The organism is Streptomyces sp. NPDC027189 (assembly GCF_055566975.1).
Genome location: NZ_JBVHRI010000005.1, coordinates 340,790 through 366,581 on the forward strand (window position 1 = coordinate 340,790; position 25,792 = coordinate 366,581).

Annotated in this window: 22 protein-coding genes and 1 pseudogene; 14 read left to right on the top strand and 9 right to left on the bottom strand. The window is 68.7% G+C overall.

Annotation, left to right across the window (positions count from 1 at the left end; all coding sequences use genetic code 11):
• Position 1: 1 nt before the first annotated feature.
• Entirely contained in the window at positions 2–817 is an 816-nt protein-coding gene (locus tag ACZ4RZ_RS15115) for a LysR family transcriptional regulator substrate-binding protein (RefSeq protein ID WP_467744790.1), read from the bottom strand.
• A 333-nt stretch (positions 818–1,150) separates the two neighbouring features.
• Between ACZ4RZ_RS15115 and ACZ4RZ_RS15120 the strand changes: the two genes are divergently transcribed.
• Both ACZ4RZ_RS15120 and ACZ4RZ_RS15125 read left to right on the top strand, forming a co-directional pair.
• Positions 1,151–1,552: a DUF5997 family protein gene (locus ACZ4RZ_RS15120; protein WP_467744792.1), complete on the top strand. Its 402-nt coding sequence runs from the start codon at positions 1,151–1,153 to the stop codon at positions 1,550–1,552.
• A gap of 256 nt (positions 1,553–1,808) precedes the next feature.
• The gene (locus tag ACZ4RZ_RS15125) at positions 1,809–2,201 is read left to right on the top strand and encodes a hypothetical protein (RefSeq protein WP_467744794.1); all 393 of its coding nucleotides are present in this window, start codon (positions 1,809–1,811) and stop codon (positions 2,199–2,201) included.
• An 87-nt stretch (positions 2,202–2,288) separates the two neighbouring features.
• On the opposite strand, the gene ACZ4RZ_RS15130 is transcribed toward ACZ4RZ_RS15125, so the two are convergent.
• The 4 genes from ACZ4RZ_RS15130 to ACZ4RZ_RS15145 form a co-directional block, all read right to left on the bottom strand.
• On the bottom strand, positions 2,289–2,732 hold the full coding sequence (locus ACZ4RZ_RS15130; RefSeq protein ID WP_467744796.1) for an SRPBCC family protein: 444 nt from the start codon (positions 2,730–2,732) through the stop codon (positions 2,289–2,291).
• A gap of 47 nt (positions 2,733–2,779) precedes the next feature.
• The gene (locus ACZ4RZ_RS15135) at positions 2,780–3,133 is read right to left on the bottom strand and encodes an ArsR/SmtB family transcription factor (protein ID WP_467744798.1); all 354 of its coding nucleotides are present in this window, start codon (positions 3,131–3,133) and stop codon (positions 2,780–2,782) included.
• Positions 3,130–3,582, bottom strand: coding sequence for an SRPBCC family protein (locus tag ACZ4RZ_RS15140; protein ID WP_467744800.1), 453 nt, complete (start codon positions 3,580–3,582; stop codon positions 3,130–3,132). The genes ACZ4RZ_RS15135 and ACZ4RZ_RS15140 overlap by 4 nt, the downstream gene beginning before the upstream one ends.
• Positions 3,583–3,833: 251 nt before the next feature.
• Positions 3,834–4,622 carry a tetratricopeptide repeat protein gene (locus ACZ4RZ_RS15145; protein WP_467744802.1) on the bottom strand — a complete coding sequence of 263 codons (789 nt, stop codon included), beginning with the start codon at positions 4,620–4,622 and terminating at the stop codon, positions 3,834–3,836.
• A 195-nt stretch (positions 4,623–4,817) separates the two neighbouring features.
• Between ACZ4RZ_RS15145 and ACZ4RZ_RS15150 the strand changes: the two genes are divergently transcribed.
• Complete coding sequence (locus ACZ4RZ_RS15150) at positions 4,818–5,558, top strand: VOC family protein (protein ID WP_467744804.1); 741 nt, start codon at positions 4,818–4,820, stop codon at positions 5,556–5,558.
• Between the two features lie 403 nt (positions 5,559–5,961).
• Here the strand turns inward: ACZ4RZ_RS15150 and ACZ4RZ_RS15155 are convergent.
• Positions 5,962–6,234, bottom strand: a pseudogene (locus tag ACZ4RZ_RS15155) (AMP-binding enzyme); the annotation flags it as partial.
• Positions 6,235–6,259: 25 nt separating this feature from the next.
• Between ACZ4RZ_RS15155 and ACZ4RZ_RS15160 the strand changes: the two are divergent.
• Complete coding sequence (locus tag ACZ4RZ_RS15160; RefSeq protein ID WP_467745077.1) at positions 6,260–7,207, top strand: hypothetical protein; 948 nt, start codon at positions 6,260–6,262, stop codon at positions 7,205–7,207.
• Positions 7,208–7,211: 4 nt separating this feature from the next.
• On the opposite strand, the gene ACZ4RZ_RS15165 is transcribed toward ACZ4RZ_RS15160, so the two are convergent.
• The gene (locus tag ACZ4RZ_RS15165) at positions 7,212–7,385 is read right to left on the bottom strand and encodes a hypothetical protein (protein WP_467744806.1); all 174 of its coding nucleotides are present in this window, start codon (positions 7,383–7,385) and stop codon (positions 7,212–7,214) included.
• Between the two features lie 239 nt (positions 7,386–7,624).
• On the opposite strand from ACZ4RZ_RS15165, the gene ACZ4RZ_RS15170 reads away from it, so the two are divergent.
• The 7 genes from ACZ4RZ_RS15170 (at position 7,625) to ACZ4RZ_RS15200 (ending at position 16,766) form a co-directional block, all read left to right on the top strand.
• Positions 7,625–9,049 carry a hypothetical protein gene (locus ACZ4RZ_RS15170; protein WP_467744808.1) on the top strand — a complete coding sequence of 475 codons (1,425 nt, stop codon included), beginning with the start codon at positions 7,625–7,627 and terminating at the stop codon, positions 9,047–9,049.
• On the top strand, positions 9,046–9,864 hold the full coding sequence (locus tag ACZ4RZ_RS15175) for a hypothetical protein (RefSeq protein ID WP_467744810.1): 819 nt from the start codon (positions 9,046–9,048) through the stop codon (positions 9,862–9,864). The genes ACZ4RZ_RS15170 and ACZ4RZ_RS15175 overlap by 4 nt, the downstream gene beginning before the upstream one ends.
• 11 nt (positions 9,865–9,875) lie before the next feature.
• A complete protein-coding gene (locus ACZ4RZ_RS15180) occupies positions 9,876–13,700 on the top strand; it encodes a coiled-coil domain-containing protein (RefSeq protein ID WP_467744812.1) in 3,825 nt (1,274 codons plus the stop codon).
• 44 nt (positions 13,701–13,744) lie between these two features.
• Complete coding sequence (locus ACZ4RZ_RS15185) at positions 13,745–14,053, top strand: transposase (RefSeq protein ID WP_467744814.1); 309 nt, start codon at positions 13,745–13,747, stop codon at positions 14,051–14,053.
• Positions 14,050–14,922: an IS3 family transposase gene (locus ACZ4RZ_RS15190; protein ID WP_467744816.1), complete on the top strand. Its 873-nt coding sequence runs from the start codon at positions 14,050–14,052 to the stop codon at positions 14,920–14,922. Before ACZ4RZ_RS15185 ends, ACZ4RZ_RS15190 begins: the two co-directional genes overlap by 4 nt.
• Positions 14,923–15,330: 408 nt before the next feature.
• Positions 15,331–16,524 carry a UvrD-helicase domain-containing protein gene (locus ACZ4RZ_RS15195; RefSeq protein ID WP_467744818.1) on the top strand — a complete coding sequence of 398 codons (1,194 nt, stop codon included), beginning with the start codon at positions 15,331–15,333 and terminating at the stop codon, positions 16,522–16,524.
• On the top strand, positions 16,521–16,766 hold the full coding sequence (locus tag ACZ4RZ_RS15200) for an ATP-binding protein (RefSeq protein WP_467744819.1): 246 nt from the start codon (positions 16,521–16,523) through the stop codon (positions 16,764–16,766). Before ACZ4RZ_RS15195 ends, ACZ4RZ_RS15200 begins: the two co-directional genes overlap by 4 nt.
• A gap of 70 nt (positions 16,767–16,836) precedes the next feature.
• Here the strand turns inward: ACZ4RZ_RS15200 and ACZ4RZ_RS15205 are convergent, their stop codons facing one another.
• Positions 16,837–18,858 carry an oxidoreductase gene (locus ACZ4RZ_RS15205; protein ID WP_467744821.1) on the bottom strand — a complete coding sequence of 674 codons (2,022 nt, stop codon included), beginning with the start codon at positions 18,856–18,858 and terminating at the stop codon, positions 16,837–16,839.
• A gap of 254 nt (positions 18,859–19,112) precedes the next feature.
• Between ACZ4RZ_RS15205 and ACZ4RZ_RS15210 the strand changes: the two genes are divergently transcribed.
• Positions 19,113–21,707, top strand: a complete 2,595-nt coding sequence (locus tag ACZ4RZ_RS15210) for a flavin-containing monooxygenase (RefSeq protein ID WP_467744822.1) — start codon at positions 19,113–19,115, stop codon at positions 21,705–21,707.
• A 180-nt stretch (positions 21,708–21,887) separates the two neighbouring features.
• Positions 21,888–22,643, top strand: a complete 756-nt coding sequence (locus ACZ4RZ_RS15215) for an SDR family NAD(P)-dependent oxidoreductase (RefSeq protein ID WP_093629636.1) — start codon at positions 21,888–21,890, stop codon at positions 22,641–22,643.
• 269 nt (positions 22,644–22,912) lie between these two features.
• On the opposite strand, the gene ACZ4RZ_RS15220 is transcribed toward ACZ4RZ_RS15215, so the two are convergent.
• Positions 22,913–23,383, bottom strand: coding sequence for an IclR family transcriptional regulator domain-containing protein (locus ACZ4RZ_RS15220; protein WP_467745062.1), 471 nt, complete (start codon positions 23,381–23,383; stop codon positions 22,913–22,915).
• Positions 23,384–23,497: 114 nt separating this feature from the next.
• Between ACZ4RZ_RS15220 and ACZ4RZ_RS15225 the strand changes: the two genes are divergently transcribed.
• Positions 23,498–25,783 carry an ATP-binding protein gene (locus ACZ4RZ_RS15225; RefSeq protein ID WP_467744825.1) on the top strand — a complete coding sequence of 762 codons (2,286 nt, stop codon included), beginning with the start codon at positions 23,498–23,500 and terminating at the stop codon, positions 25,781–25,783.
• Positions 25,784–25,792: the final 9 nt, after the last annotated feature.

Sequence of the window (25,792 nt, forward strand, 5' to 3'; positions counted from 1 at the left end):
GTCAGGGGCGGCGGGGCTTGCCGCGCTTGGCTCCGCCCTTGGCCCCGCCCTTGGCCCCGCCCTTGGCTCCGCCCTTGGCGGATCCCGAACTGCCGCCGCGTGCGTTCTTGCCGCTCGACTTGCCCGCCGCGGGCTTCCGTCGGGCGCCGCCGCCCGTGTCGGAGCGCTTGGACGCGGGCTGGGACTTCGGCTGGGCGGCGGCCGGGGTACGACCGCGCGTGCTGTTGACCGTCCGGCCGCGGACGATCCCGATGAAGTCCTCCACCAGGTCGGTGGTCTCGTCCTGCGGCCAGGACAGGGCGACGCGCGACTCGGGGGCGTCCGTGACCGGCCGGTAGGTGAGGTCCTTGCGGTGGTGCAGGCGGGCGAGGGACTGCGGGACGACGAGGACTCCGATGCCCGCTGCCACGAGTTCGATCGCGTCCGCCGTGGTGGCGGGGCGCTCGAGCGCGGGTTTCCCCGGCAGGCGCTCCCAGTCGAGGGTGTCGTCGAGGGGGTGCAGCACGATGTCGTCGGCCAGATCCTCCGTGGAGACCTCGTCGACCGCCGCCACGACGTGGTCCTTCGGGACCACGACCACCGTCGTCTCGGTGTACAGGGGGATCGCGCTGAGGTCGGTCCGGTCGACCGGCAGCCGGACGAAGCCCGCGTCGGCGCCACCGCTCCGCAACAGGCCGAACGCCTCGGCGGCGGGCACCGCGACGAGGGTCAGCGGGATGGCGGGGAACCGCTCGTTCCAGGTCCGTACCCACTTGGCGGGCGTGACCCCCGGGACGTATGCGAGCCGGAACGAGGGGGGTGCTTCGGAGCCAGTCACTTCGTCAGGTTACCGGTCGTGGTCACCGGCACCTCACCGGTCATGGTCATGCGCGATACAGGTCGTGGTCATGAGCCTCCGGCCGGTCACGGTCGTGGGCGGTGCCGGTCGTGGTCATGAGCGTCCGGCCGGTCACGGTCGTGGGAGATACGGGTCGTGGTCATGAGCGCCCGGCCGGTCATGGTCATGCGCGGTGCCGGTCGTGGTCATGAGGGTCCGGCCGGTCACGGTCGTGGGCGGTGCACCGGCGAGGGTGGGGTGCCACGCTCGCGAGGGGCGGGCGCCGGGCTCGTGTGGTCGGCGGTGGCTCACATGCTCGATACCCTTGACACCATGAGTTCGCACCAGACCACCCAGACGATGAAGCCCGCGACTGCGGCGAAGAAGCTGGGTGTGTACCTCGAGGCCACCCCCGCCGAGTTCCAGGAGGGTGTCGTCTCGCGTGCCGAGCTGAATGCGCTGCAGGCCGACCCGCCCGAGTGGCTGCGGGAACTGCGCCGCGACGGCCCGCACCCCCGGCCCGTTGTCGCGGCCAAGCTGGGCGTCTCCATCGCGGGGCTTGCCCGGGGCGGGGTCACCGAGGCCCTCACCACCGAGCAGATCGAGGCACTGAAGACGGACAACCCCGAGTGGCTGCAGAAGGAGCGCGCCACGCAGGCCGAGGTCCGCAAGGAAGCCGTCCGCATCAAGGAGAAGAACGCGGAGCGTGCGGCTCGTTCCGGCGACCCGCGCTGACCCAGCCCTCACCGGCACGGCCCGGTGGCGCCCGTCCCACCGTCCCGCCACTCCGGTGATCCCGGGGCCCTGGGGCCGGTCGCCCGAGGTCCGCCCGCGGGGGAAGTTCATCGGTCGGCAGTGCGGCACCGCCGACGGCCTCCGCCTGAGAGACGTGAGCGTGGCGGCACCCCGGCGACCGCGACGCCTCGAGCCCCTGGCAGTCGGGCACGTCAAGCGCCTGACATCCGCGCACCCGCCGTGAGATCGTCCGCGGGTGACCGACTCTGCCGACGACGCGATCCCGGGACGCCCGGACGACCGCACCGCGTCCGCCCTGCGCTTCGCCGTGGAACTCGTCGCCTGGGTAGCGACTCCGTGGGCACTGGCCGACCGCTCATGGCTGCTCGCTGCCCTGTCCGTGGTGCTGCTGATCGGCCTTCCGACCTGCTTCTCCACTCCGGGTGACAAGGCGAACGTGATCATCGCGGTGCCGGGCCGGGTCACGATCCTGCTGGTGCTGCTCCAGCTCGCCGCGGCCGTGGTGTCCTCGTGGCTGGCCTGGCCCGCGTGGGCGGCGGTCCCGGTGACCCTCCTGGCCGCCGCCACCCTTGTCACGGAACGCCCACGCTGGCGGTGGCTGACCTCCGCGCAGCAGCTCGCCGACTGAGGCGCTGCCCTGCCCCCCCCGTCGACTGAGCGCTCGAGTCGGCCCGTCCGGCCGACTCGAGCGCACGCATGCGAATCGAGCGGAACCTCAGTTCCAGTTGTCGATCTTGACGTCGTGGGGATCCGGAGCACCCTTCCCGGTTTCGATCAGCGACTTCAGGCTCATCAGAAAGACCGCCCACTTGGTGCTGCAGTGGTGCATGAACTCCACCGGCTCCTTCCAGCCTTCGTGCTTGAAGAGCACGATGGTGTGGTCGTCGACCTGATTGAGATCCCAGTCCACGTGCGTGCCGATCCATTCTTCGGGTCCGTCGACCACCTCCCACAGCACGTGCTTGCCCGGGGTGAGTTCGAGGACCTTCATGTCGAATCCGCCGGCCCCGAACCGGAATTGGAGCACGCCGCCGAGATCGTTGTCTCCGCCCTGCGTGTTGGTCGTCCACCAGCCGGCAAGCCCCTCGACGGTGGTCAAGGCCGCGTAGACATCGGCCACCGACGATTTGATTCCGACCCTGTGCAGGATGTCCACCATTGTCGATTCCTCTTTCCCGTCCTGGTTCTCGCCCGAGTGTTGTGCATTCACTGCTGTGTGCCGTGCTCGTCCTTGCTGCGCTGAATCGCCTCGGCGATCTGCTTGATCCGCCGGAGCCTGGCGTCCCATGCCGCCCCCACCGAGGACAGCTGAGCGACCGCGCGAGCCAGTTGTGCCTCGTCCACCCGGTACCGCTTCTCTCGCCCGGCAGGCGTGGCGTGCACCAGGCCGACGCGGTCGAGCACACCGAGATGTTTCGCGATGGCCTGCCGGGTCACGGGCAGCTGCTCGCTGAGGCTGGTGGCGGTGCCATTGCCGTCGGACAGGAGCAGATCGAGCATCCGCCGACGGGTCGGATCGCCGACCGCGGACCACAGCGCGTCGTCGACGGCGGTGGTCATGGCGTTGACACCAGCCGCGCGAGGTACTCCCCGAGTCGGGGAACGAAGGTGTCCCAACCGACACCGTGTTCGCGGTACTGCTCCGCCAGTTTGGCGGCCTCCCAGCCCATCTCCCGGAACCCGGTCTCGGTGAGCCGAATCCTTGTGCCCGTGCCCGACGGGGTGAGCTCGAAGGTGACCAGCAGTGTGTTGGCCGAGTCGTCCACCTTGCCGTCGGGATAGCACCAGCGGAACGAGAACAATCGAGGCGGCTCGGCGTTCACCACGGTGATCGGGACGACCTCTGCTCTGTCGCCCCAGACCAGCTCACCGACAGCGCCGGGAGTCGCTTCGATGTCGGCGTCGTCGGACCACCATTCCGAGATGTGCTCGGGACGGCTGACGACCTCGAAGACCACCTCGGGCGAGGCGTCGACGTGGATCTCGCGTTCGATGCTGCCGTACTCCATGCTCTTCACCTCTTCCCCATGTGCAACGTTTGGTTGCGCATTACGCCAGCGCGTAATCAGGGGTTGCGCAACCATTGGTTGCGTAATCGCGAGTGGTCGGGCTTTCGAGGTCCAGCCCCGAAGTGACTCAGCGATTCAGTTGGCCCCTTCAGCGCTTGAGTTGGCCCCGCTCAGCGCCGTAGTGGTTGGCCCGGCCTGGTGGCGCGGCACTCAGCGGGAGGTGCGGCACCGGACCGCGCTCGCGCGCTCGGTCAAGCGCCGTCGCTGCGCTCGAGCAGCGCCCGAGCCTCGACGGTGCGGCGATGGTCCGGGCCGAAGGAGGCCAGGCAGGCATCGTGGGCGGCTGCGGCCCGGGCGCGGGCCTCGGTACCGCGGCCCAGCCCCAGGAGGGCGGTGGCCACGGCCAGCTCGACGGCGCCGGTCTCCGAGCGGCACTGCTCCTCGGGCAGGCTGCGGCGCAGTTCGTCGGCGCGCTCCGCCTCGGTGAGAGCCGCCTCGTGGCGGGCCTGGCCGTTGAGGCTGCGGGTCAGGCCGAGCCGCAGGACCAGGGTGAGCCGGTCCGGTACACGATGGGCGGCGAGGGCCTCGCGGGCGAGCGTCTCGGCCTCCGGGTGGCGTCCCTGCGCGTTGAGGGCGTAGATCAGTCCATTGCGGGCGGCCGCCGCTATGAGCGGCATCTCCGGCCCGGTGCCGCGGGTCGCTGCCCGGGCGACGGCCGCGCACTCCGCCTCGCATTCAGCGTGCCGGGCGAGCGCGGCCAGCGCCTGGGCTCGGTCCGAGCGCAGCTTCAGGGTCTGCGGGTGTTCGGCGCCGAAGATCCTGCCGAAGACCGGCAGCACTGTGTCGTAGGCGGCGAGTGCCTCGGCGTGGCGGCCCTGGGCGCCCGTCGCGAGCGCCGCGATGCTCAGCGCCAGCGGCGCGTACGGGTCGTCGCGCGGCCGGGACCGGGCCGCGGCAACGGCGCGAGCCTCGGCCTCCGCCTCGGCATAGCGTCCGGCCTGGTACAGGGCCATGGCCTGGGCCAAGGGGGATCTCGTCATCCGTCCGGCGTCGTCTTGGCCCCGTGGCCGGAAGGGTTTCATGCCCGGAGCATACGGATGCCGCGCACACCGGTTCGGCAATGAGACAAGAGTGGGTCGGCGGCTCCTGCCGCCCCGAGGTCAGGCGTCCGTGTGACCGAGATGTCTGGCGACGGTGCGGATGTCGTTGCAGAGCGGGTGCATAGGATCGCCGGCATGGCACTGCGACCTGTTCAGGTGAACATAAAGGCTCTTGATGGCCTGGCGGTCGGCCGGTTCTGGGCGGAGGCGCTCGGCTGGAGTGTTTTCAGACCCGGCGTGACCACCTACGTTGGACCCGTCGGCGGCTTCGTTTGGCCGGACCCGGTCGCCGTCTGCATCGACGTCGTTCCCGTCCCGGAACCCAAAACGACAACAAAGAACCGTGTGCACCTCGATCTTGCTACCACCTCGGCGGCCCATCAGGCGGAGTTGGTCGCGCGCCTCCAGGCTCTTGGTGCGACGCCCGCCCACGTGGGCCAGGGCGACGTGCCGTGGACGGTCCTCGCCGACCCGGAGGGCAACGAGTTCTGCGTGCTGGAGCCTCGGGAGATCTACCGGGACACCGGGCCGATTGCCGCGGTGGTGGTCGACTGCGCGGATCCGCGGGCCATGGCCCGGTTCTGGGACGAGGCGATGGACTGGACCCTGCACGAGGTGTCCGACGATCATGCGGTGTTGCGCTCCGCCAAGGGTGTCGGCCCGTATCTCGAGTTCCTCCGCACGCCCGACGTGAAGACCGTTCCGGACCGCGTCCATCTTGACCTGCTGCCGTACCCCGGTGACGACAAAGCAGCGGAGGTGGCCCGGCTGCGGGCCCTCGGCGCCACCGACCTCGACCTCGGCCAGGGCGACGTCCCGTGGACGTGCCTGGCCGACCCGGAGGGTCACGAGTTCTGCGTCCTCGCCCCGTCCTGACGCGGAGCCTTGACGACACCCCGACACGTGAGCCTTGCGTGCTCATACGCCATGACCCCGGGTGGGTTGGGCTGCGGCGTCTCGGTCGATTCCGGCGGCGAGAGCTTGCGTGTCGGGGGCGAGATCAGCTCGCTCGCCGACCACAACACTCAAGTCGCCGGCTGAAGCGCCAAGTCACAACACCTGTGACCGAGAACTTTAGTTGGCGAATCATGGACTGAGACGCGCAGGTCAGGAGCGCGTGGAGAATCCTTGTTGGCAAATCATGAGAGGCATAGTTGGCGAATCATGAGCTTGGATGCTCACTGTGAGTGAGTGACGGGGTGAGCCGGTTCCTCGTCGGCGATGCCGAGCGCCTGGTGAACTCGATCCCGTAGGCGCCGGACGTTCGACGGAGGAGGCCCCGGCGAGGTTTGGGGATCAAGCCGATCTGCTGGGTCACGTGCTCGCGCAGCCCGGCCGTGGACGCGTCGGTCTCCTCCGTGGCGCCGGGCAGGATGACGAAGGCGACGATGGCCTGGCCCGTGGTGGCGTCCGGGACGCCCGCCACGGCGGCTTCGGCGGCATCGGGGTGCGAGAGGAGCGCGGACTCCACCTCGGCGGTGGAGCTGCGGTGCCCAGAGACATTCATGACGTCGTCGATACACCCGAGGACCCAGGTGTCGCTGTCCTCGTCGTAGCGGACGAAGTGGTGCCTTTCGTTGCTGGAGGCGGCGGACGGGGGCGCTGTCCAAACAGACCGCGTCGCGAGCACCGATTCCGGTGATCGAGATGAAAACGGCACGACACGCTTCCCGCCGGGCTGGGACGATGCCGAGGTGAAACTGATTTCGTCGCCCGTGATCGGGTGCGCGGCGGACATCGCGAAGGATGTCTTCTCCAAGGCCGAGCTGGAGCTCCTCTTCATGAAGGCCGGCCTGGACGGCTTCATGCCATCCGACTCGTACGGTAAGGCCGAACTGGTGGTCCGGACGGTTCGAGGCGCACAGCAACAGGCCGCCGACGCCGATCTGGCGGCCCGTAAGGCGCTCTACGAGTTCGTCCGCCTGGTCGCGGAGCGGACGGCGCCCGCCGAGGACGGGGATGTTCCTGCCGGTACCCCGTTCTGGCAGCTGCGGGAGGCACTCAGGTCGGATGGCTTGGACCTCGTCGCGGAGTACGAGACCACCGAGGAGATGTGGGGCAGGTCCAGGTCGCGGCTGCTTGGTGCGCGTCTCCTGCCTCTCGACGAGCCGCGCGCGCCGCTTAGTGACGAGATCACAGCGCTGGAGCACGAATTCGGTCGGCTCGGGTTGACCGTCGCCAGGAACTGCTACCGCCAGGCCGTGGACAACCTGGTGGAGCAGCGTTTCGAGGCGGCGAACGGCCAGTTGAGAGCGATGTTCGAGGCTGTCGCCGTATACGTGGCCACTGCCCACGGATTTACCACCACGGTGCAGGGCGCGGGGGGAGCGGCCATTCGGTACCTCGTCGACCAGGGCCTGCTGCCCGACAACGACGGTGGCTCCTTCGTACGCGGCCTGTGGCAGATCACGCACACCAACGGACCGCATCCGGGTGCCTCGCACGCCGGCGAGGCACGCTTCCGCCTACAGGCTCTGACTGGTGTAGCCCGCTACCTGATCGACCGCTTCACTCCGGTTAAGTAGGCCTTCAGGCCGATCTCCCGTATCGGCTGTATCGACTCCCGCGTAGAACTTGGGCGTTGCGCAGCGGGAACGGGATGCCGAGGGCCTCGTGCATCGCGCCGCTGAGCTCGCGGAACGGCAGGATGTCCTCTTGGTCGCCCGTGGCGAGCCGTGTCACGAAGTCCGCCAGTCCTGCCACAGCTTCGAGGTCATCCGTCCAGCCGGAGACCAGGAGGTACCGGACCCATATCGGGACAGCGAGACGGCTGAGTCGTGTGGCGAATCTGAGGCGGGGGCGACATAGGCTGAGAAAACCCGAGTTCGGACTAGTCGTACATGGCTAGTGTGTCAACTGTGCGAGACGAGACGTGGGAGCCTGCTGTCACGGTTGACGAAGGACTCAGCCGCAGAGCGAAGGCGTTGGCATGTACCGCCCCGTTGCACGAGCTCGACGCCCGTAAGGGCATGATCGAGTGGGCCGAGGCGAAGACCTATCTGATGGCGGAGATCGCTCTGTACACCATCGACCAGGTCGCGATCACCATGGACTTCGACACGGGCGCCAGTCACCAGCACATCGTGGACCGAGTCCAGCGGTTCGTCGCGCGGCAGGCGTCGCAGCGCCCAGCCAAGGAGCACGCGCGGGTCACGTCCTGGGTACTGGAGAGTCTGATCAATGTCGGGGACGTGGATCGTGCGTTCCGCCGCCCGTACGGGGCAGTGGACGCCGACGGCGTCTACCGTGTGCACACGTTCGACTTCAAGCTCATCGAGGAGCGCAGGGACGCCACGGGCAAGCTGTACCTGCGTGCCTCGCACGAGGCTCTGAACGTCCTGGTCGGCGCCCTGGACACCGACGTCGAGTCCGCCCAGGTCGCCGCCGAGGTGAAACTCGACAACCTGATCAGGCGGGGCCAGCTGGCAGACGCCAAGCAGATCGCCGAGCAGGCGCGTATCCGTACGATCCAGTACGGGGAGATGATCCGGGTCCAGCTGGACGCCACCAAGCGCAACGTGCAGGCGGTGGACTGGCAGGAGAAGGTCCCGAAACTGCTCGACGACGCGCTCGCCCACGTCGAGGAACGGGTCAAGGCCGAGCGGGCGATCGCGAAGTACATGGCCGAGGCACGCGACGAGGCGGAGGAGCCCGTGCGCAAGAGTCGGGCGGCGGAACTCGTCGAAATCGTCGAGGACTGCGTACGACGCCACATCAAGCTCCACACCCACCTCATGGGAGCCCGGGACCTGTTCCGGGAGCAGCAGGATCGCCAGCAGTTCGCCGACACTCCCCAGCGCCAGACCCTCGACCTGTACGGCCACCTCCTCACGCCTGCTCTCGAACTGCCGGTCACTGATGTCTCCGGATTAGCCGACCGATACTTCACGGATTCCTCGGGCCCGGTCGTCCGCGATCTTCCGGACCTGGCCACCCTCGTTCCCCTGCTGCTGCGCCCGGCACCGGAGCGCACGCGGTTCGCGGGAGAAGTCCTCGAACCCGACCTGGAGACGTTGGAAGAGCAGAAGCGCTTCACTAACCGCCAGTGGGAACAGGCCAACGCGCTCCTCGACCTGCCGGACGAAGTACGCACGCTGTCCGGTCTTCTAGACGAAGCGGCAGCCCTCGACCCCGAGCTTCCCGAACTCGTAGCACTCCTGGCGTTGCACGCGTACGGTCCGCAAACCGGAACAGCCCTGCGCCGCGGAGATCCCCGGGTCTTGGTGGCCGTGCACGCCGACGCCGGCCTGGACAGCCAGGACTTCGAGGGAGACGACCTGCTCCTCACCACGGCACGGCTCGTGGACCCGGCCACTGCCGACGGCCCGGAACCGACCACGAAGAACACCGGAGGCGACAACCGATGAGCGGGGTCCTCGGCACCTACAGCGAGCACGACGCGGAGGAGGCGGCACGGCTCGTCGGATACGGCCTTCGCCCCAGGCTGCGTCCGCACCGGGACGCCGACTACGCGGCCCTCGTCCGCCGCTATGACGAGGAACCGGCGTTCGAGCAACTCGTGAGAAGGAGCGCGGCAGGCCTCGGGCTGCGGGTCATCGGAATCACCCAGCGTGCCGGTGCCGTCTTCGGGGCTCTGCCGGGCTCGGTGTTCGAGACCAAACTCGATCACTACGCACGGCAGGCGCGCCAGGCCCATCAGCGAGAGGCAGAGCGGGTGCTGCACGGCATCGCCCACCTGGCCATCGCCGCCTGCTGTTTCCCGCGGCCCGAGGACCTCGCCGACGACGGCTATGTCGGCCAGGCCACGGTTCCGACGGTGGACCAACTGGTACGTCACGCATGCCAGGAACTATCCGAGCGTGTGGCCGGATCGGAGGAGAACAGCGACCCCATGACCGACGCCCTCGAACTGGAGCGTGCCTGGCGCGTGTACTTGCGCAGACCCGAGGCCGGCTCGACCAGCGACGGCCGCGTCGCCCCGCCGTCCACCGAGGCCATCGTGGGCAAGGCCCTTCGCTACCTGGTCGACCAGGGCATGTTGACCGAGACCGAGGACGACGAGCGCTCGGTCAAGGTCTACCGCACGACCAGCCGCTACCAACTCCAGGTCCGCGAACTGGCAGGCGTCCAGGCGTACGACGAGTTGCTGCGCCTAGGTGCCCCCGCAGGACCGGTTGCCGCAGGCATCGTGCGGGTCTCCGATTCCGGCACGCTGTACTGACGGGCTCGGGCATGGAAAACACGATGAACTACGAGCTCTCCCGGATCCGCCTCTGCTCGGTCGGCCCCGCGGGCGCACGGTTCCAGGATGTGACTCTGGACCTCAGCGGTGCCGGCCGTCCGGTCGCCCAGGAGCAGGCAGATCTGTTCGATTCCGTGACGCAAACACTGCGTCCGTCGCCCGCCAGCGTGCTCTTCCTCGAGAACGGCGGCGGCAAGTCCGTGCTTCTCAAGCTGGTGTTCTCGGTGCTGCTCCCGGGGCGGGGCCTCGTTAAGGGGGCCGACGACCCCCGTCTCCTCGACAACTACGTGCTGGCCCAGGACGTCTCACACGTCGCTCTCGAATGGACGCACGCGGTGAACGGCCGGTCCCTTGTCACCGGCAAGGCGATGGCGTGGAAGAACCAGACGGTCTCCAAGGCCGCCGACAACCTCCAGGAGGGGTGGTACTACTTCTACCCCACCGAGACGCTGGCCCTGGACACTCTGCCGATCACCGACGGCGGACGCCGCTATTTGTCCTTCGACTCCTACCGCAATGAACTGCTCGAACTCAGTGATGCGGACCCCCGTCTCGGACTCGACTGGCCGAAGTCCCAAACCGACTGGACGGAGCGTCTGGCGAAGGTCGGCATCGATTCCGAACTCTTCCGCTACCAGCGGGTGATGAACAAGGGCGAGGGTGAGGCGGTACGCGCGTTCGACCTCGACTCGGACGCGAGCTTCGTCGACTTCCTGCTCAAAGCCGTGATCAAGCAGGACAGCCTGACCGAGTTGGCCAAGCTGGTGTCCCAGCACCTGGACAAGCTCGCCCGGAGGCGGAGCCTGTTGCTGGAGCAGGAGTTCGTGGAGCACACAGTCGAACTCCACGGACCGCTAATCGAGACGTCACGCGCGGAGGCCGAAGCACGGAAGCACGTCCAACAGGCCGAGGAGGGCCTGGTGAAGTTCGCCGGGCAGCTCAAGCGTCGCGTCCAGGACGACGACACCCGCCTGGGGAAACTGGAGCAGGAGGCGACCCGTCTCGCACGGGAACGTGACGACGCCGCGCGCTTGGCCAAGCGGTGGAGCGCGACCGTGGCCGAGCAGCGACTCAGCCTTGCCGCGATGCGTCTGGAGGAGGCCAGGGCTCTTGTCGCGCGGGCGTCCACTGAGCGGGACGATGCCAACGCCCTGACAGCAGGATGGCAGGCGACAGCCGTCGTACTGCGCCACCAGGAGAAGACCGGCGAGGCGACCCGGCTGCGTGAGCTGGTCAACGCAGGCGAGGAACAGGCCCGCCCTGCCTTCGAGGCGCGTGAGCAGGCCGCCAGGGCATTTGCCGCCGGGCTCTCGGCCCTCGTCCGCAAAGCCGGAACCCGGGCACGCGATGAGGAGGAGGCGGCGCGTCAACGTGACGAGGCCGAGGCGAAAGTCCGCGGCGAGCGAGAGGAGTCGCTCAAGGCCTCGACCGCAGCGGAGGCCGAGCGGCAGAGCCTCGTCCAGCGTATGGAGGCGGTCCGTGCAGACGCCCAGCAGGCCGTGGCCGACGGACTGGCAGCCGACACGGAGGCGCTGCCGCAGGCCGCCCAGGACGCACAGCACGCTCTCGAAGCCGCACGCAAAAAGGTCGACGCGCTGGCAGAGGAGGCGGAAGCGCTCGCCGAAGAACACCTCGAGGTCCAGCGGCTCCTGGACGACGCGAAGGAGAACGAGGGGAAGGCACGTCAGTCTGCCGAACGCCTCCAGGACAGGCTGGAACAGGCCATGGGTCCCAAGACGGCACTGGAATCCGAGCCACGGCTGACCGAGCTCCTCGACGGCGAACGAGTCGACCTCGACCAGGACGCGCACCTCCTGGTCGAGCGTCTTGCCGGAGCGATCGCCGAAGCCGAACGGGAACACGTTGCGCTGCGGATCGAGGACGCCCGCGACGAGCAAGCCCGGCTGGCCCTGGCCGATGGGCGGCTGCTGCCTCCGCCGGCCGTCGTGACCGAAGCCTGCCGGATCCTGAGGGACCGGCAGATCGACGCCTGGCCGGGCTGGGAACATCTTGCGGACTACCCCCAGCACAAGCGCGAGGAGTTCATAGCCAGGGCTCCCCATCTCGTCAGCGGCGTCTTGCTGAACTCCGGTGGTGATGTGAGTGAGGCCCGTGACATCCTCGCCGCGCTGACACCCCAGCCCACCGCTTACGTGGCCGTGGGCACCAGCGAGGCACTCGAATCCCTACAGGCCGGGCAACCGGACGGCGTCGCGTTCACGCTCCCCTTCCATCCCGCGCTGTACGACCACGACGCAGCCGAAACCGAACACCGGGCCGTTGAGGAGCGGTGCTCCCAACGGATACAGCGCCTCGCCGAGGTCGTGGCCTCCAAACGCAGGGACGAGGAACTCAGGCATCGGATCGCCACATGGCGGGAGAGCTACCCGCCTGGTGCCGTCGCAGCCCTATCCGAAAGGGCTGCTGTGGCCGCCGAGGATCTCGCCACGGCGGAGAAACTCACAGCCGACCGACGGCGCGGCGTCACCGAACTGGTCAAGCGGCAGACACAAAACCGGACAGCGCAACGCACGGCCGCGAGCGAGCGGGACCGTCTGAGGGCGGTGAGTGACAGACTCGACGACATCGCCCAACGACTGGCCCAGATCCCGGGATGGTCAGACCTGGCCCGTGCCGCCGAAGTACGACGAGATCAGCAGAACGAAGCGGCTGACCAAGCCCTGATTGCCGCGGACGAACACCGCCGTCTGGCGAAAGAACACAGGAACACAGCCGGTGAACAACTCCGGATCAAGGAAGACGCGCTCAAGGAACGGGCGGCACTGCCCGGCGCGCAAGGTGTCCCTGACGAGGCGGATGCTCCACACGAGCCCATTGCTCTGCTGCGTAACACCTACAAGACCGCATCCGACAACTACGAGAAAGCCAATGTGCCGGACGAGTTGCGCCGAAGTCTCATCCGGGCGGAGGCGGAGGAAACGGAGGCCAGCGACGAGTACTCCACGCTGGAAGATGCTCCTCGTGACCAGGCCCACCGACTCCTGCTGACTCCGGAGGCCTCCGACGCGACCACCCGCGCACAAGCCCTACGGCGCGCGGGCCGTAGGCAGAACGCGGCCGAAGAGGCGGTCGGAAAGGCTCAACTCGCCCAAGGACAGCAGGAGAACGCCCTCAAAGAACGGGAGAGCGAATTCCGGGTGTTCGTTTCGGAGAGCGTTGCCCCCATGCCCCTGGAGCGGCAGCCCCGCGACATCACCGCATGTCAGGAAGCGGTCGAGGAAGCCCGGTCGAAGCAGTCGGCCGCCGCGGACGCGGAGGCTTCGGTGACCTCCCTGCACACAGCGGCCGGCCTGGCATGGGAGGCGGCGAAGGACACCGCCAAGGAGTTCACCATCCTGGCGGAAACCCTCGCGGCTCTCACTCCCGAGGAAGCCGCCGACGAGCCGTTCGCGGATGACGCCGCTGCGGCACGCCACGAGCACCGCCGACTCGACCATGCCAGGAACACAGCCCGGGACGATCTGGCCAGACATGAGCGGAATCTGCGCAAGGCGATCGAGGGGCTGAAGAAGCACGCGGGCGCCGACAAGTACGACTCCCTGAACATCCCCGTCCGTCGCCAGATCCTGATCCTCCCGCCCGAGGAACTGACCGCCCAGGCACGCGGCTGGGACATCCCCCTCACCTCGCGGCTGCGGAGCCTCACCGACGACCTGAACCAGATCAGCAGACACCGGCAAGTGATCATCGATCACCTCAAGGGCGAGGTCGACAAGGCCCTGGCCGTCCTGCGGTCGGCACAGCGCCTGTCCGCGCTACCGCGCTCCCTCGCCGATGGGCTTGATCCGCTTTGACGGACATCAGAGATCAGGGGTTCTGCCCCGGGAGGATGTCCATCATGGAGAGCATGGGGAAGAAGAAGCCTCGGCCTCGCCGTTCGTTCACGCCGGAGTTCAAGGCCGAGATCGTCGAGTTGTGCCGGCGCGGTGACCGCTCGGTGGGCCAGGTCGCCAAGGACTTCGATCTGACGGAGACCGCGGTGCGGCTGTGGGTCAGCCAGGCCGAGGTCGACGCGGGCGAACGTGACGGGCTGACCAGCAGCGAACGCGAGGAGCTGGCCGCGCTGCGGCGGGAGAACCGCCGGCTGCGCGAGGACGTCGACATCCTCAAGCGGGCCACGGCTTTCTTCGCGAAGGAGACCCGGTGACGGTGCACCCGTTCATCGAGGCGGAGAAGCGAGACGGTCACAACGTCAAGCGCGCGTGTGAACTGCTGCAGGTCTCCCGAGCCGCCTTCTACACCCGCCGCACCGGCAGGCCCGGTCCGCGGGCGGTCCGCGACGCCGAGCTGACTGAGAAGATCACCGAGGTTCATGAGCGGTCCCGCGGGAGCTACGGCGTCCCACGAGTCCACGCCGTCCTGCAACGAGAGGGCGAGGAGTGCGGACGGCGCCGCATCGCGCGGCTGATGCGCAAGGCCGGGCTGCAGGGCCGGCACCGCAGACGGCGGCAGGTGACGACGATCCCCGACCCGCGGGCCGTGTCCCGGCCCGACCTCGTCGTCCGCGACTTCGCCCCCGCCCCGGACGCCCTCGACACTCGCTGGTGCGGTGACATCACCTACATCCCGACCGAGGAGGGCTGGCTCTATCTGGCCACCGTCATCGACATCGCCTCCCGCCGCGTGGTCGGCTGGTCCACCGCCGACCACCTGCGGACCGAACTGGTCGCGGACGCTCTCACATCCGCCTGCCGCGAGCGTCGTCCCGCCCAGCCAGTGATCTTCCACTCGGATCGCGGCTGCCAGTACACCAGTCAGCAATTCGCGTCTCTGGCAACGGAGTTCGCTATCCGCCTGTCCGTTGGCCGCACCGGTCAGTGCTGGGACAACGCGCTCGCCGAGTCGTTCTTCGCCACCATCAAACGGGAGTTGCTCGACACGAGAACCTGGCCCAGCCGGGCCGCAGCCCGCACCGCGATCTTCGACTTCATCGAGGGCTGGTACAACTTGCACCGACTGCACAGCAGCCTCGGCTACCGCAGTCCCGCCGAATACGAGACCGCACTCGCAGCCTGACCAGCACACCGATGGTGTCCGCCAAAGCGGAACAAGCTCATGACCACGCACTACCCCGATACTGCCGACAGGTCCTGCTCAACCTTGCCCTCAACCGCACCACGCGCTCGGCGCTCGGCCAGGCCGCGGCAACCCGGGGACAGAAGTCCGCAGACTTCATCGCGCGCACCGTCGTAGCGGTCATTGAACGAGACGAATGTGTCCGCGCCTGGCAACTGACCGCATGACTGCAAGGCCTCCTTGTCCATCATGCCCCTGACGAGGTGCTCGCCTGCGCGGCCCGCCTCATGCTCGACCGTCGCCGCCCTGCGTCGCCGCCCTGCGTCGCCACCTTCGAGCGACACGGATGATGGCCGCCCGAACAGCTGCCTCACAACCCCTTGACCCACCTCGACCGCGGAGCCCTTGTTGCACACCCCCACCGACGAACAGACCCACGCCGTCGACACCTTCCGCGACGGCCACCACCTGGTACTGCAGGCCGGGGCCGGCACTGGCAAAACCAGCACGCTGGGCCTGCTCGCCGCGAGTACCAAACACCGGGGCCGCTACCTCGCGTTCAACAAGGACATCGCCAACGACGCCGCCGCCCGATCCCGCGCTCTGTGCTGTGCAAGACACGCCGCGGTCTACGCGGCCATCGGCCACCGCTTCGCGCGCCGCCTCAACAGTCCACGTCAACCTGCATGGCCCATTGGACAGGCCCTCGGCATCAGCTCACCCGTCCGCATCGGTGATCACGAGATTAGCCCCAGGACCCTGTCCCACACCGTGCTCCGTGCGGTCACCCGCTTCTGCCAGTCCGCCGACGGAGCGCCTGCTCCCCACCACGTACCGGCGCTGCGCAGATTCGGAACACCGGATGAGCGCGCCCAACTCGCCGACGCCGTCGTGCCGTTCATCGAGAAGGCCTGGAATGACCTGCAGAATCCCGAGGACGGCGTGGTCCGCTTCGAGCACGACCACTATCTGAAGATGTGGGTTCTGACCGAACCGAAGATCGAGACCGACTTCCTCCTCCTCGACGAAGCTCAGGACACCAACCCTGTCCTCGAGCAGGTCTTCACCGCCCAACGCGCCCACGCCCAACTGGTGATGGTCGGTGACTCGGCCCAGGCCATCTACGGATGGCGTGGTGCCCGCGACGTCATGTCAGGCTTCCCGGATGGCAGCGGCCGGGTCGTCGACCTGCCCACAGGGCCGCCGCTGGGACTCGGCAGCCTGCCCTTCGAGGCCGTGGACCTCGACATTCCCGACGGGAGCGTGCTGGCTCTGTTCACCGACGGTCTCGTCACATCCAGGGAAGGCGACTTTGACGAAGACCTCTCCGACCTCCAACGGGCTCTGGCCCAGCCCGCCCGGTCACTGGACGCGCTGTGCGACAGCGTCCTGGCGTCCATGTGCACGCAGCCGCGCACCGACGACGTGGCCCTGCTGCTGGCCCGCACCAAGAGGCTCAGCGAGGATCAGGTGGCCGACTGGGCGGTGCCTCCTGATCCCGCAGCTGTGGCCACGATCCGCAGAGAGGTTGTGGACCGGCTGGCCGCGTGGCATCTGGAGGCCGCCGCCGTCGCGCCGAACACGCGGTCAGCGAGCTGGTGACCAATGCGATCCGCTACGGCACGGAGCCGATCCGGCTCCGGCTGATCAGGGAACGGAGTTTGATCTGCGAGGTCTCCGACGGCAGCAGCACCAGCCCTCACCTGCGCCGGGCCCGCACCTTCGACGAAGGCGGCCGTGGGCTCTTCATGATCGCCCAGCTCACTCGCCGCTGGGGCACCCGCTACTCCACGACAGGCAAGACGATCTGGGCGGAACAGCAGCTTGACGAACTGATCCCATGACGCGGTCGTCGAGGTGCGAAGTCGCCGAAGGAACATCGCGGACCTGCCGGAGTACCGAGACGGCTTGGCGTCAGAGCGTCGCCCCCAGTTCCGTGCCCTGGCGGATCGCCCCCTTGGCGTCGAGTTCCGCGGCGAGGTCCGCGCCACCGATGAGGTGTGCCGACAGCCCGGCCTCGCGCAGTTCCTCGTAGAGGCTTCGGTTGGGTTCCTGGCCCGTGCACAGGACAACCGTGTCGACCGGGATCACTCGCTCCTCGCCGTCGACCGTGACGTGCAGGCCCTGATCGTCGATGCGCCGGTACGTCACTCCCGCGACCATGGTGACCCCGCGATGCTTCAGCTCAGCCCGGTGGATCCACCCTGTGGTCGCGCCCAGACCGGCGCCGACCTTGCTGGTCTTGCGCTGGAGGAGGTGAACGGTTCGCGGCACCGTGGGTCGCTCAGGGCGGCACAGTCCGCCACGCGTGCGGTAGTCGACGTCGACGCCCCAGTGCCGGAAGTAGACGTCCGGACGGCGGCTGGCCTCGTCGCCCGGGTCGGTGAGGTAGAGCGCGGTGTCGAACCCGATACCGCCCGCCCCGAGGACCGCCACCCGCTCGCCCACCGGCATCCGGTCGCGCAGCACATCCAGGTAGCTGACGACATTCGGGCGATCCCAGCCCGGGATGTCGGGAATGCGGGGGGTGACGCCCGTCGCGACGACGACCTCGTCATAGGCGCCCTCTGCCAGCGCCTCAGCGGTGATCTTCGTGCCGAGGTGGACGTCCACGCCGTGTTCGTCGAGCTGGACGCGGAAGTAGCGCAGGGTCTCGTTGAACTCGTCCTTGCCCGGGACCTGCCGGGCGATGTTGAGCTGGCCGCCGATCTTGTCGTTGGCGTCGAACAACGTGACGTCGTGGCCGCGTTGGGCGGCCGTCACCGACGCCGCCAGCCCGGCCGGACCTGCCCCGACCACAGCCACGCGCTTGCGGCGGCGCGTCGGGGACAGCACCAGCTCCGTCTCATAACCGGCACGCGGGTTGACCAGACAGGAGATCGTCTTCTCGGTGAAACCGTGATCCAGGCACGCCTGGTTGCAGCCGATGCACGTGTTGATCGTGTCGGGGCGTCCGGCGCGTGCCTTGGCGACGAAGTCCGGGTCGGCGAGGAAGGGACGGGCCATCGAGACCATGTCCGCTCTGCCTTCAGCCAGCAGTTCCTCCGCGACCTCCGGGGTGTTGATGCGGTTGCTGGTCACCAGGGGGACGGAAACGACTCCCTTCAAGCGCTGAGTGACCCATGAGAACGCGCCGCGCGGCACTGAGGTCGCGATGGTGGGGACGCGTGCCTCGTGCCAGCCGATCCCGGTGTTGATGATCGTGGCGCCGGCCGCCTCCACCGCCTTGGCGAGCGTGACCACCTCGTCCAGGGTGCTGCCGTCCGGGACGAGGTCGAGCATGGACAGGCGGTAGATGAGGATGAAGTCGGGGCCGACCCGTTCGCGCACGCGACGGACGATCTCCAGGGGGAATCGGACCCGGTTCTCGTAGGTGCCACCCCAGCGGTCAGTGCGGTGGTTGGTGGCCGGGGCGATGAACTCGTTGATCAGGTAGCCCTCGGACCCCATGATCTCGACGCCGTCGTAGCCGGCTGTCCTGGCGAGCGCGGCCGCACGGACGAACGCCTCGATCGTCTCCTCGATCTCGTCATCGGTCAGCACATGCGGCACGTATCTGCTGATCGGCGCCTGGAGTGCGCTGGGGGCGACCAGATCGGGGTGGTAGGCGTACCGGCCGGTGTGCAGGATCTGCATCGCGATCCGGCCTCCCTCGCGGTGCACCGCCTCGGTGACGAGCGCGTGCTGCTCGGCCTCCGCCTCGGTGGTGAGCTTGGCGCTGCTGGGGAAGGCCCGACCTCGCTCATCCGGGGCGATCCCGCCCGTGACGATGAGCCCGACGCCGCCGCGGGCCCGCTCGGCGTAGAAGGCGGCCATCCGCTCGAAACCGTGCTCGGCCTCTTCCAGGCTCAGATGCATCGAGCCCATCAGGACACGGTTCGGCAGGGTCGTGAACCCCAGATCGAGGGGGCTCAGCAGGTGAGGGTAGGGGGACATCGGCGGGGCTCCTGCTCCTGAGTCGTGCTGCGACATGCGAGCAGTTGTATGACCCGGAGGACGTTTGTGCAATCAGTTGCAAAAGATCGCCGAAGTCTCGCGAATCAGGCTGTTCACCCCATTCACCAGCGGTTTCGCATCTGAACCGGGTCGCCGCAGCCGACCGTCCCGGCAGAAGACAGGTAGGGGATCAGGTATGCCATCAGGTATCCCTACCCGTAGCCCTCGCAACGTGCTGAACCCAGAGTCGGTACATGGACGAAACACATGTCGACGCAGTCATCGTGGGTGCCGGCTTCTCCGGCCTCTACGCCACCCACCGCCTCCGCAACCAGCAGGGCCTGTCGGTTCAGTCCTTCGAGGCGGCCTCGGGACCCGGCGGCGTCTGGCACTGGAACCAGTACCCCGGCGCGCGCTGCGACTTCGAGAGCATCTTCTACTCCTTCTCCTTCGACGAGGACCTGCAGCGGGAGTGGCGCTGGAAAGAGCGGTACGCCGCGCAGCCGGAGATCCTGGCCTACCTGGAGCATGTGGCCGACCGGTTCGACCTGCGCCGCAGCTACCGCTTCAGCACGCGCGTCACGTCTGCGGTCTGGGACGACGCCGCTCAGCGCTGGGTCATCGGCACGGACGACGGCGGCGTCACCATCGCGCGGTTCTTCATCAACGCGGCCGGCGCCTTCTCGGTGAACAAGCCGAACGACTTCCCGGGCCAGGAGACGTTCCGAGGCACGGTCGTCCACACCAGCCGGTGGCCGGCCGACGGCGTCGATCTGGCCGGCAAGCGTGTCGCCGTGATCGGCACCGGCTCGACCGGTATCCAGGTCATCCAGACGATCGCCCCGCAGGTCGCCGAACTGACCGTGTTCCAGCGGACCGCGAACTTCGCCTGTCCCCTCGGGAACCGTCCGCTCACCGATGAGGAGTTCGAGCAGACCGTCGCCGATTACCCGAGGCTGCGGGAGGAGTCGCGCAACAGCCTGGCCGGCGCCGCGTACCCGCGCGCCACGCGCTCCGCGATGGCGGACAGCCCCGAGGAACGCCGCAAGACGTACGACACGTACTACAACGGCGGCGGCTTCCGGATGCTCGCGTCCACCTACTTCGACCTGATCTTCAATCCGGCCGCCAACGAGACGGCGGCGGACTACATCCGGGACCGGATCCGGGAGCGGGTCAAGGACCCGAAGACCGCGGAACTGCTGACTCCGAAGGGGCACCCGTACGGCGCCAAGCGCGCCACGTTCGAGACGAAGTACTTCGAGACGTTCAACCTGTCGCACGTGCGTCTCGTCGACGCCAAGACGACCCCGATCGAGCGGATCACCGAGAAGGGCATCGCCACCACGGCCGAGGAGTACGAGTTCGACGTGATCGTGCTCGCCACGGGCTTCGACGTGGGCGCGGGCGCCCTGATGCGGATGGGCGTGGTGGGCCGCGACGGCCGGAAACTGACCGACCACTGGGCCGACGGGCAGCGCGCGTACATCGGAATGGCCAACCACGGCTTCCCGAACCTGTTCCACGTCAACGGGCCGCAGGGCGCGGCGGCCCTCTTCAACAACCCGATCGCCATCGAGGACAGCGTCGACTTCATCGCCGACCTCATCGCCTATACGGACGCGCACGGGCACCGGACGGCCGAGGTGACGGCCGCGGCCGAGGACCGGTACAACGAGGTGGTCCGGGAGGTCGCCGAGGTGACCCTGTTCCCCAAGGCGGTCACCTGGTACATGGGCGACAATATTCCGGGCAAGCCGCGGACTCCGCTCTCGCTGTTCACCGGTGCGCCGATGTACCGCGCAATCTGCGCCGAGGTCCAGGCGACCGAGTACGCCGGTTTCTCGCTCGACGGGGACGCGCGAGACCTGCCGAACTCGATCAAGATCGACGGTGCGGCCGTCTTCCTCCTCGCCGGCCTGATGAACATGGGTGCCAAGCCGCTCGAGGAGTCCTCCTTGGAGGAGATCCGAGGCGCCATCGAGACCTTCAAGCATCTGCAGCTGCCGGTTCCCTCGGATGTCGGTATCACCGACACGCAGTACCCGACGGACGGTGGTGAGCGGACGGTGCGCCTGTACCGGCCGCCGGTCGAGGGCCCGCTGCCGGTGGTCGTCTTCCTCCATGGCGGCGGCTGGGTCGCCGGCAGCCTGGACCTGTACGACGAGCCCTGCGCGTCCCTGGCCCGGCGCCTCGGCGCTCTCGTCGTGTCCCCGGACTACCGGCTCGCCCCCGAGCACCCGTTCCCGGCGGCGATCGACGACACGATGGCGGCTCTGCGCTGGGCGGCGGAGAACATCACCGCGTACGGCGGCGACCCGGAGCGAATCGCGGTGGGCGGCGAGAGCGCCGGTGCGAACCTCGCCGCGGTGGCCGCGCTGCGCACCCGGGACGAGGGCGGACCGCGCCTTGCCGCCCAGGTCCTCGTCACTCCGCCGACCGATTTCACCGCCGACACCGAGTCCCGCAGGATCTTCGCGCGCGGCCCGATCATCTCCACCGAGCTGGGCGGGCGCATGGCGGCCTGGTATCTCGGCGACCCTGCCCACGTGACGTCGTCCTGGGCCGCCCCGGCACACGCGCAGGACCTGTCGAACCTGCCGCCCGCACTCGTGGTCACCATGGAGATCGATCCGCTGCGTGACGAGGGCGAGGACTACGCGCGAGCGCTGACGGAAGCCGGTGTGCCGACCGTCTGCAAGCGCCTCGACGGTCTGATCCACACCACGTTCGTGCTCTCCGGCTCGATCCCTCGCGCCGCCGAGATCCAGGACGCCATCCGCGACTTCCTCGCGCCGCTGCTGTCGGCCGAGGCCGAGACGGTGAAGGCCGCGGCCACCCTCGGCTGAGCAGGCCCTGCGAGTTCACGGCCGGGCCTGTGCCCCGCGCGGCATCGATGGCTTGATGCCCACGGGGCACCGCTTCTGACGCTCGCTCAGCGCACGCCAGGGACACCTGCCACCGTCCGGCGTGCGATGGCGGGGCACCACAGCACGATCACCATCACGCAGACCGGAGAGGAAAACAGCATGACCGGAATTCTGGAGGGCAAGCGTGCGCTGCTGACCGGCGCGCACCGGGGCATCGGCCGGGCGGTCGCCGAAGCGTTCGTCGCCGCCGGCGCCCGCGTCGTGATCGCCGACATCGAGGGGGCCGACAAGGCAGCTCTGGAGATCGGCCACGACACCGTCGGCGTCACCTGCGACGTCCGCTCCGGCGACAGCGTGGCCGCGGCGGTCGCCGAGGCCACGCGTGCCCTGGGCGGACTCGACGTGCTGGTCAACAACGCCGGTGTCGAGTGCTTCGGTCTCCTCCACGAACTGACCGAGGACGAGTTCGATCGGATGTACTCGGTCAACCTGCGCGGTACATGGCTGGTCTACAAGCACGCGGTTCCCGCGCTGACGGACGGCGGTGGCGCGATCGTCAACCTCGCGTCGCTGGCCGGCGTCGTCGGGTTCCCTCTGCTCGGCGCCTACGCGGCGGTCAAGGCCGGTGTCGTGCGCATGACCGAGGTGATGGCGCTTGAGCTGCGCGACCTTGGCGTGCGCGCCAACGCCATCTGTCCCGGGTTCATCGACACCCCCATGATCGAGCGCGCCTTCACAGAGTTCGAGGCCGCCACCGGAACGCCGCTGAAGGATCTGATCACCCTGGGGCAGGGACGGCTCGGCACACCCGGGGAAGTGGCTTCGCTGGCCACCTACCTGGCCTCGGAGGGCGCCTCGTTCGTCAACGGCACCGCCACCGTGATCGACGGGGGAATGAACGTGCGGCGACTGTGAGAGGGCGGATCCGCCCATTTCGCCTTCGCCCAGCGCGGCCCGCTCCCGGCGCTCGTGCCGGTCTGGGACGAGGAAGGCGGACTCGTCCTCCGCGCGCGACGGCCCGCCTCTGGGCCTTGGGCCCGACTGCCACTCACCGCAGGCGCACCCACTCGGTGGGGCAACCGTGCTCACGGGCGGCGTCAGGCGCCGAGGCTCTTGGCGACCTTGCGGGCGGCGACCATCACCCATCGGACCGGGGCGGCCCACGTCCCTGGTGAACCCGACGTTCACGTCACAAGAGAGACGGCGGCACAGGCCCTGCCCGACCGGTCCGGCGCGCGGGCAGCCACTGCGGCGCCGACGATCGCCTCACCGAGGTTGGTGGCGTAACCGGTGCGGCGCACCTGGGCCGGCGCCTGCTCGAAGTCCGACGCGGTGCAGATGGTGGTGTCCGTGCGGGGCGGGAATCCGGCGGCCCTGCGGGCCGCCGCCAGGGCAGGGTCGAAGGCCGCGAGCACTTTGCCGGCGCTGGAGCAGTGCGTGGGCCGGCGCCGCTTCGCCTGGCGGGTGGCCGGCTTCTTTTCCGCGAGGCCGCGGCTGCACAGCATGGTCAGCAGCCGGTGCGCCGTGCTCTTGGCCGCGCCGAGGCGGCGGGCGATGTCGGACCGCCGACTCCCGGGTTGAGGCCGGGGACAAGATGGGTGTCGCGGGTGGATGCTGCGAGCAGGCTTTTGCTTGCTGGGGGTGGTCGCGAGAATTGATCAGACCCGCGAGGGTGTGGTGTTCGGGTTGGACTCGCCTAGGATCTCTGCATGACTAGCGCCCAGGCCTCTCAACGAGGAGGGAACCGGGTCGGTCCGTCTCTGAATCGCTTGATCGCGCGAAGGAGCGATCTCGACGTCGCACAGCGGACACTGTCGGAATCCAGGCTGCTGACCTTCGTCGGGGCAGGCGGTGTGGGTAAGACGCGGCTGGCCCTGGAACTGGCCTATCGAGCTCGCAACGGCTTCCCCGACGGCGCGTGGCTGGTCCGACTGGCCGATCTGAGCATCGGTGCAGGGGGCGCGGAGGTGGAGTCCGCGGTGGTCAGCGCCTTGGACATCAACGATCAGTCCGCCACGCAGCCACGTGAGAAGCTGCTGTCCTTCTTGAGCAACCGCAAACTGCTGCTGGTTCTGGACAACTGCGAGCACGTGCTGGATTCCGTGCGGGCGGCGGTGCCGGTCATGCTGCGCGAGGCTCCGCAGCTGCGCGTGGTGGCCACGAGCCGGGAACCCCTCGGTGTCGAGGGCGAGGTGCTGCGGCCGGTGCTGCCACTGAGCGTGCCGGAACCGGCCACCCCGGCTGCACAGCTGATCGCGGACGGGTCGGTGAGCCTGCTGGTGGAGCGGGCGCGTGCCGTCGATCCCGAGTTCGATGTCACCGAAGACAACGCTGAGGCCGTGGTCGAGCTGTGCCGACTACTGGAAGGCATACCGCTGGCCATCGAGCTGGCAGCAGCGAAGCTGCGCGCGCTGACCGTCGAGCAAGTGGTGGAACGGTTCGGCCGACGACTGGCATCGTTGACCGCGCCGGACGCCGAGTCCCGGCCGCGGCACGGATCACTGCGGGCGATGGTGGATTGGAGCCACCAGCTCTGCCCGCAGACCGCGCAGATCCTCTGGCGCCGTTTGTCGGTGTTTCCCGCAACCTTCGATCTTGAGCTCGTTGAAGAGGTCTGTGCTTTCGGCGAGCTCCACCCCGACGACGTCGTCGATTCCATCGAGCGTCTGGTCGGGCAGTCGATCCTGCTGGCCGAGCGCGATGTCGGCACCATGCGGTACCGCCTGCTCGCTCCCGTCCGTGAGATCGCGGCCGAACACGCCGAACAGGCCGGCGAAGCGGACGAGTTGCGGCGCAGACATCGCGACGTCATGCTGCGCCGGGCCCAGTGGGTCCTCGACCAGTGGTGCGGTCCCCAGCAGGAGGCCCTGCTGGAGCGGATGCGCCTGGAGCACGCGGACCATGTCGCAGCGGTGCAGTGGAGCCTCTCCACTCCGGGGGAGGAACGAGCCGCTCTGCGCCTGATGGCACGGCTGCGCTACCACTGGCTGTCCGGAGGGTTCCTCGCCGACGGCCGGACGCGCATGGAGGCGGCCCTCGCCGCGGTCACCGCGCCGTCGCCGGAGCGCGCCGAGGGCGTGTGGGTGATGATCTGGATCGCGTTGATCCAGGGGGACCACCACAGTGCCGCACGGTGGCTCAGCACACTTGCGGACCTCGCGGAGGAACTGGACGACCCCGGTGTGAAGCTGCGTGTCACCCACTGGGGGGCGCTGTGGGCGCTCTTCACCGGAGACGCAGACACCGCGGTGCAGGGCTTGCGGACCGCTGTCGACGGACACCGCGACCGCGGTGATCGTGAGTTGGAACTCGCCGCTCGCTATATGCTCGCCACCGCGCTCGCCTGCGCCGGCCGGGCAGCCGAGGCCGTGGAGATCAGCCGCAGCACGGTGGCGTTGTGCGAGACGTACCGAGACAGGTCCGGCCGCGCCTTCTCCCTCTGGGCTGCGGGCCTGGCCGAGTGGACGTTGGGCCACCTGGAGGAGGCGGAGCGATCGGCCCGTGCGGCACTTCGGGTTCAGCTCCCGTCCGAAGGGATCGGCGTCGCTCTGTGCACCGACCTGCTGGCCTGGGTGGCCTACGACCGTGGTGAGGTGGACCGCGCGGCCGCCCTGTGCGAGGCGGCACGGCGAGTGTGGCGTTCCCTCGGCACGTCGATCGCCGCCTTCGGGCCGCAGGTGTCGGAGTTCGCGGAACGCCACTGCGCCCACCAGCTCGATCTGCCGAGTTCCGGGGGTGGCGAGCCCTCCGTTCCGCTGTGGCGCCTGCGGGATGTGATCGATCTGGCCCTGGGCGCCGAGGGGAGCACGGCCGTGGCCCGGCGCGCCGATGCCACCGAGCCACTCACCAAGCGGGAGCTGGAGGTCGCCGCCCTGATCGAATCCGGCTTGTCCAACCGGGAGATCGCCCATCGGCTGGTGATCGCGAAGCGCACCGCCGACGGTCACGTCGAGCGGATCCTCGCCAAGCTCGGGTTCACCTCGCGGGCCCAGATCGCCGCGTGGATGGCCCGCCGACGCGCACAGTTCGCCGGGCGTACGGGCGGGATCGGATAGCGCCGACCG

Bases quoted from the DNA above. Each gene is read 5' to 3' on its own strand.
- ACZ4RZ_RS15185 (WP_467744814.1), top strand. From the start codon at position 13,745: ATGGAGAGCATGGGGAAGAAGAAGCCTCGGCCTCGCCGTTCGTTCACG.
- ACZ4RZ_RS15120 (WP_467744792.1), top strand. From the start codon at position 1,151: ATGAGTTCGCACCAGACCACCCAGACGATGAAGCCCGCGACTGCGGCG.
- ACZ4RZ_RS15175 (WP_467744810.1), top strand. From the start codon at position 9,046: ATGAGCGGGGTCCTCGGCACCTACAGCGAGCACGACGCGGAGGAGGCG.
- ACZ4RZ_RS15215 (WP_093629636.1), top strand. From the start codon at position 21,888: ATGACCGGAATTCTGGAGGGCAAGCGTGCGCTGCTGACCGGCGCGCAC.
- ACZ4RZ_RS15130 (WP_467744796.1), bottom strand. From the start codon at position 2,732: ATGGTGGACATCCTGCACAGGGTCGGAATCAAATCGTCGGTGGCCGAT.
- ACZ4RZ_RS15180 (WP_467744812.1), top strand. From the start codon at position 9,876: ATGGAAAACACGATGAACTACGAGCTCTCCCGGATCCGCCTCTGCTCG.
- ACZ4RZ_RS15135 (WP_467744798.1), bottom strand. From the start codon at position 3,133: ATGACCACCGCCGTCGACGACGCGCTGTGGTCCGCGGTCGGCGATCCG.
- ACZ4RZ_RS15150 (WP_467744804.1), top strand. From the start codon at position 4,818: ATGGCACTGCGACCTGTTCAGGTGAACATAAAGGCTCTTGATGGCCTG.
- ACZ4RZ_RS15205 (WP_467744821.1), bottom strand. From the start codon at position 18,858: ATGTCCCCCTACCCTCACCTGCTGAGCCCCCTCGATCTGGGGTTCACG.
- ACZ4RZ_RS15145 (WP_467744802.1), bottom strand. From the start codon at position 4,622: ATGACGAGATCCCCCTTGGCCCAGGCCATGGCCCTGTACCAGGCCGGA.
- ACZ4RZ_RS15140 (WP_467744800.1), bottom strand. From the start codon at position 3,582: ATGGAGTACGGCAGCATCGAACGCGAGATCCACGTCGACGCCTCGCCC.
- ACZ4RZ_RS15210 (WP_467744822.1), top strand. From the start codon at position 19,113: ATGGACGAAACACATGTCGACGCAGTCATCGTGGGTGCCGGCTTCTCC.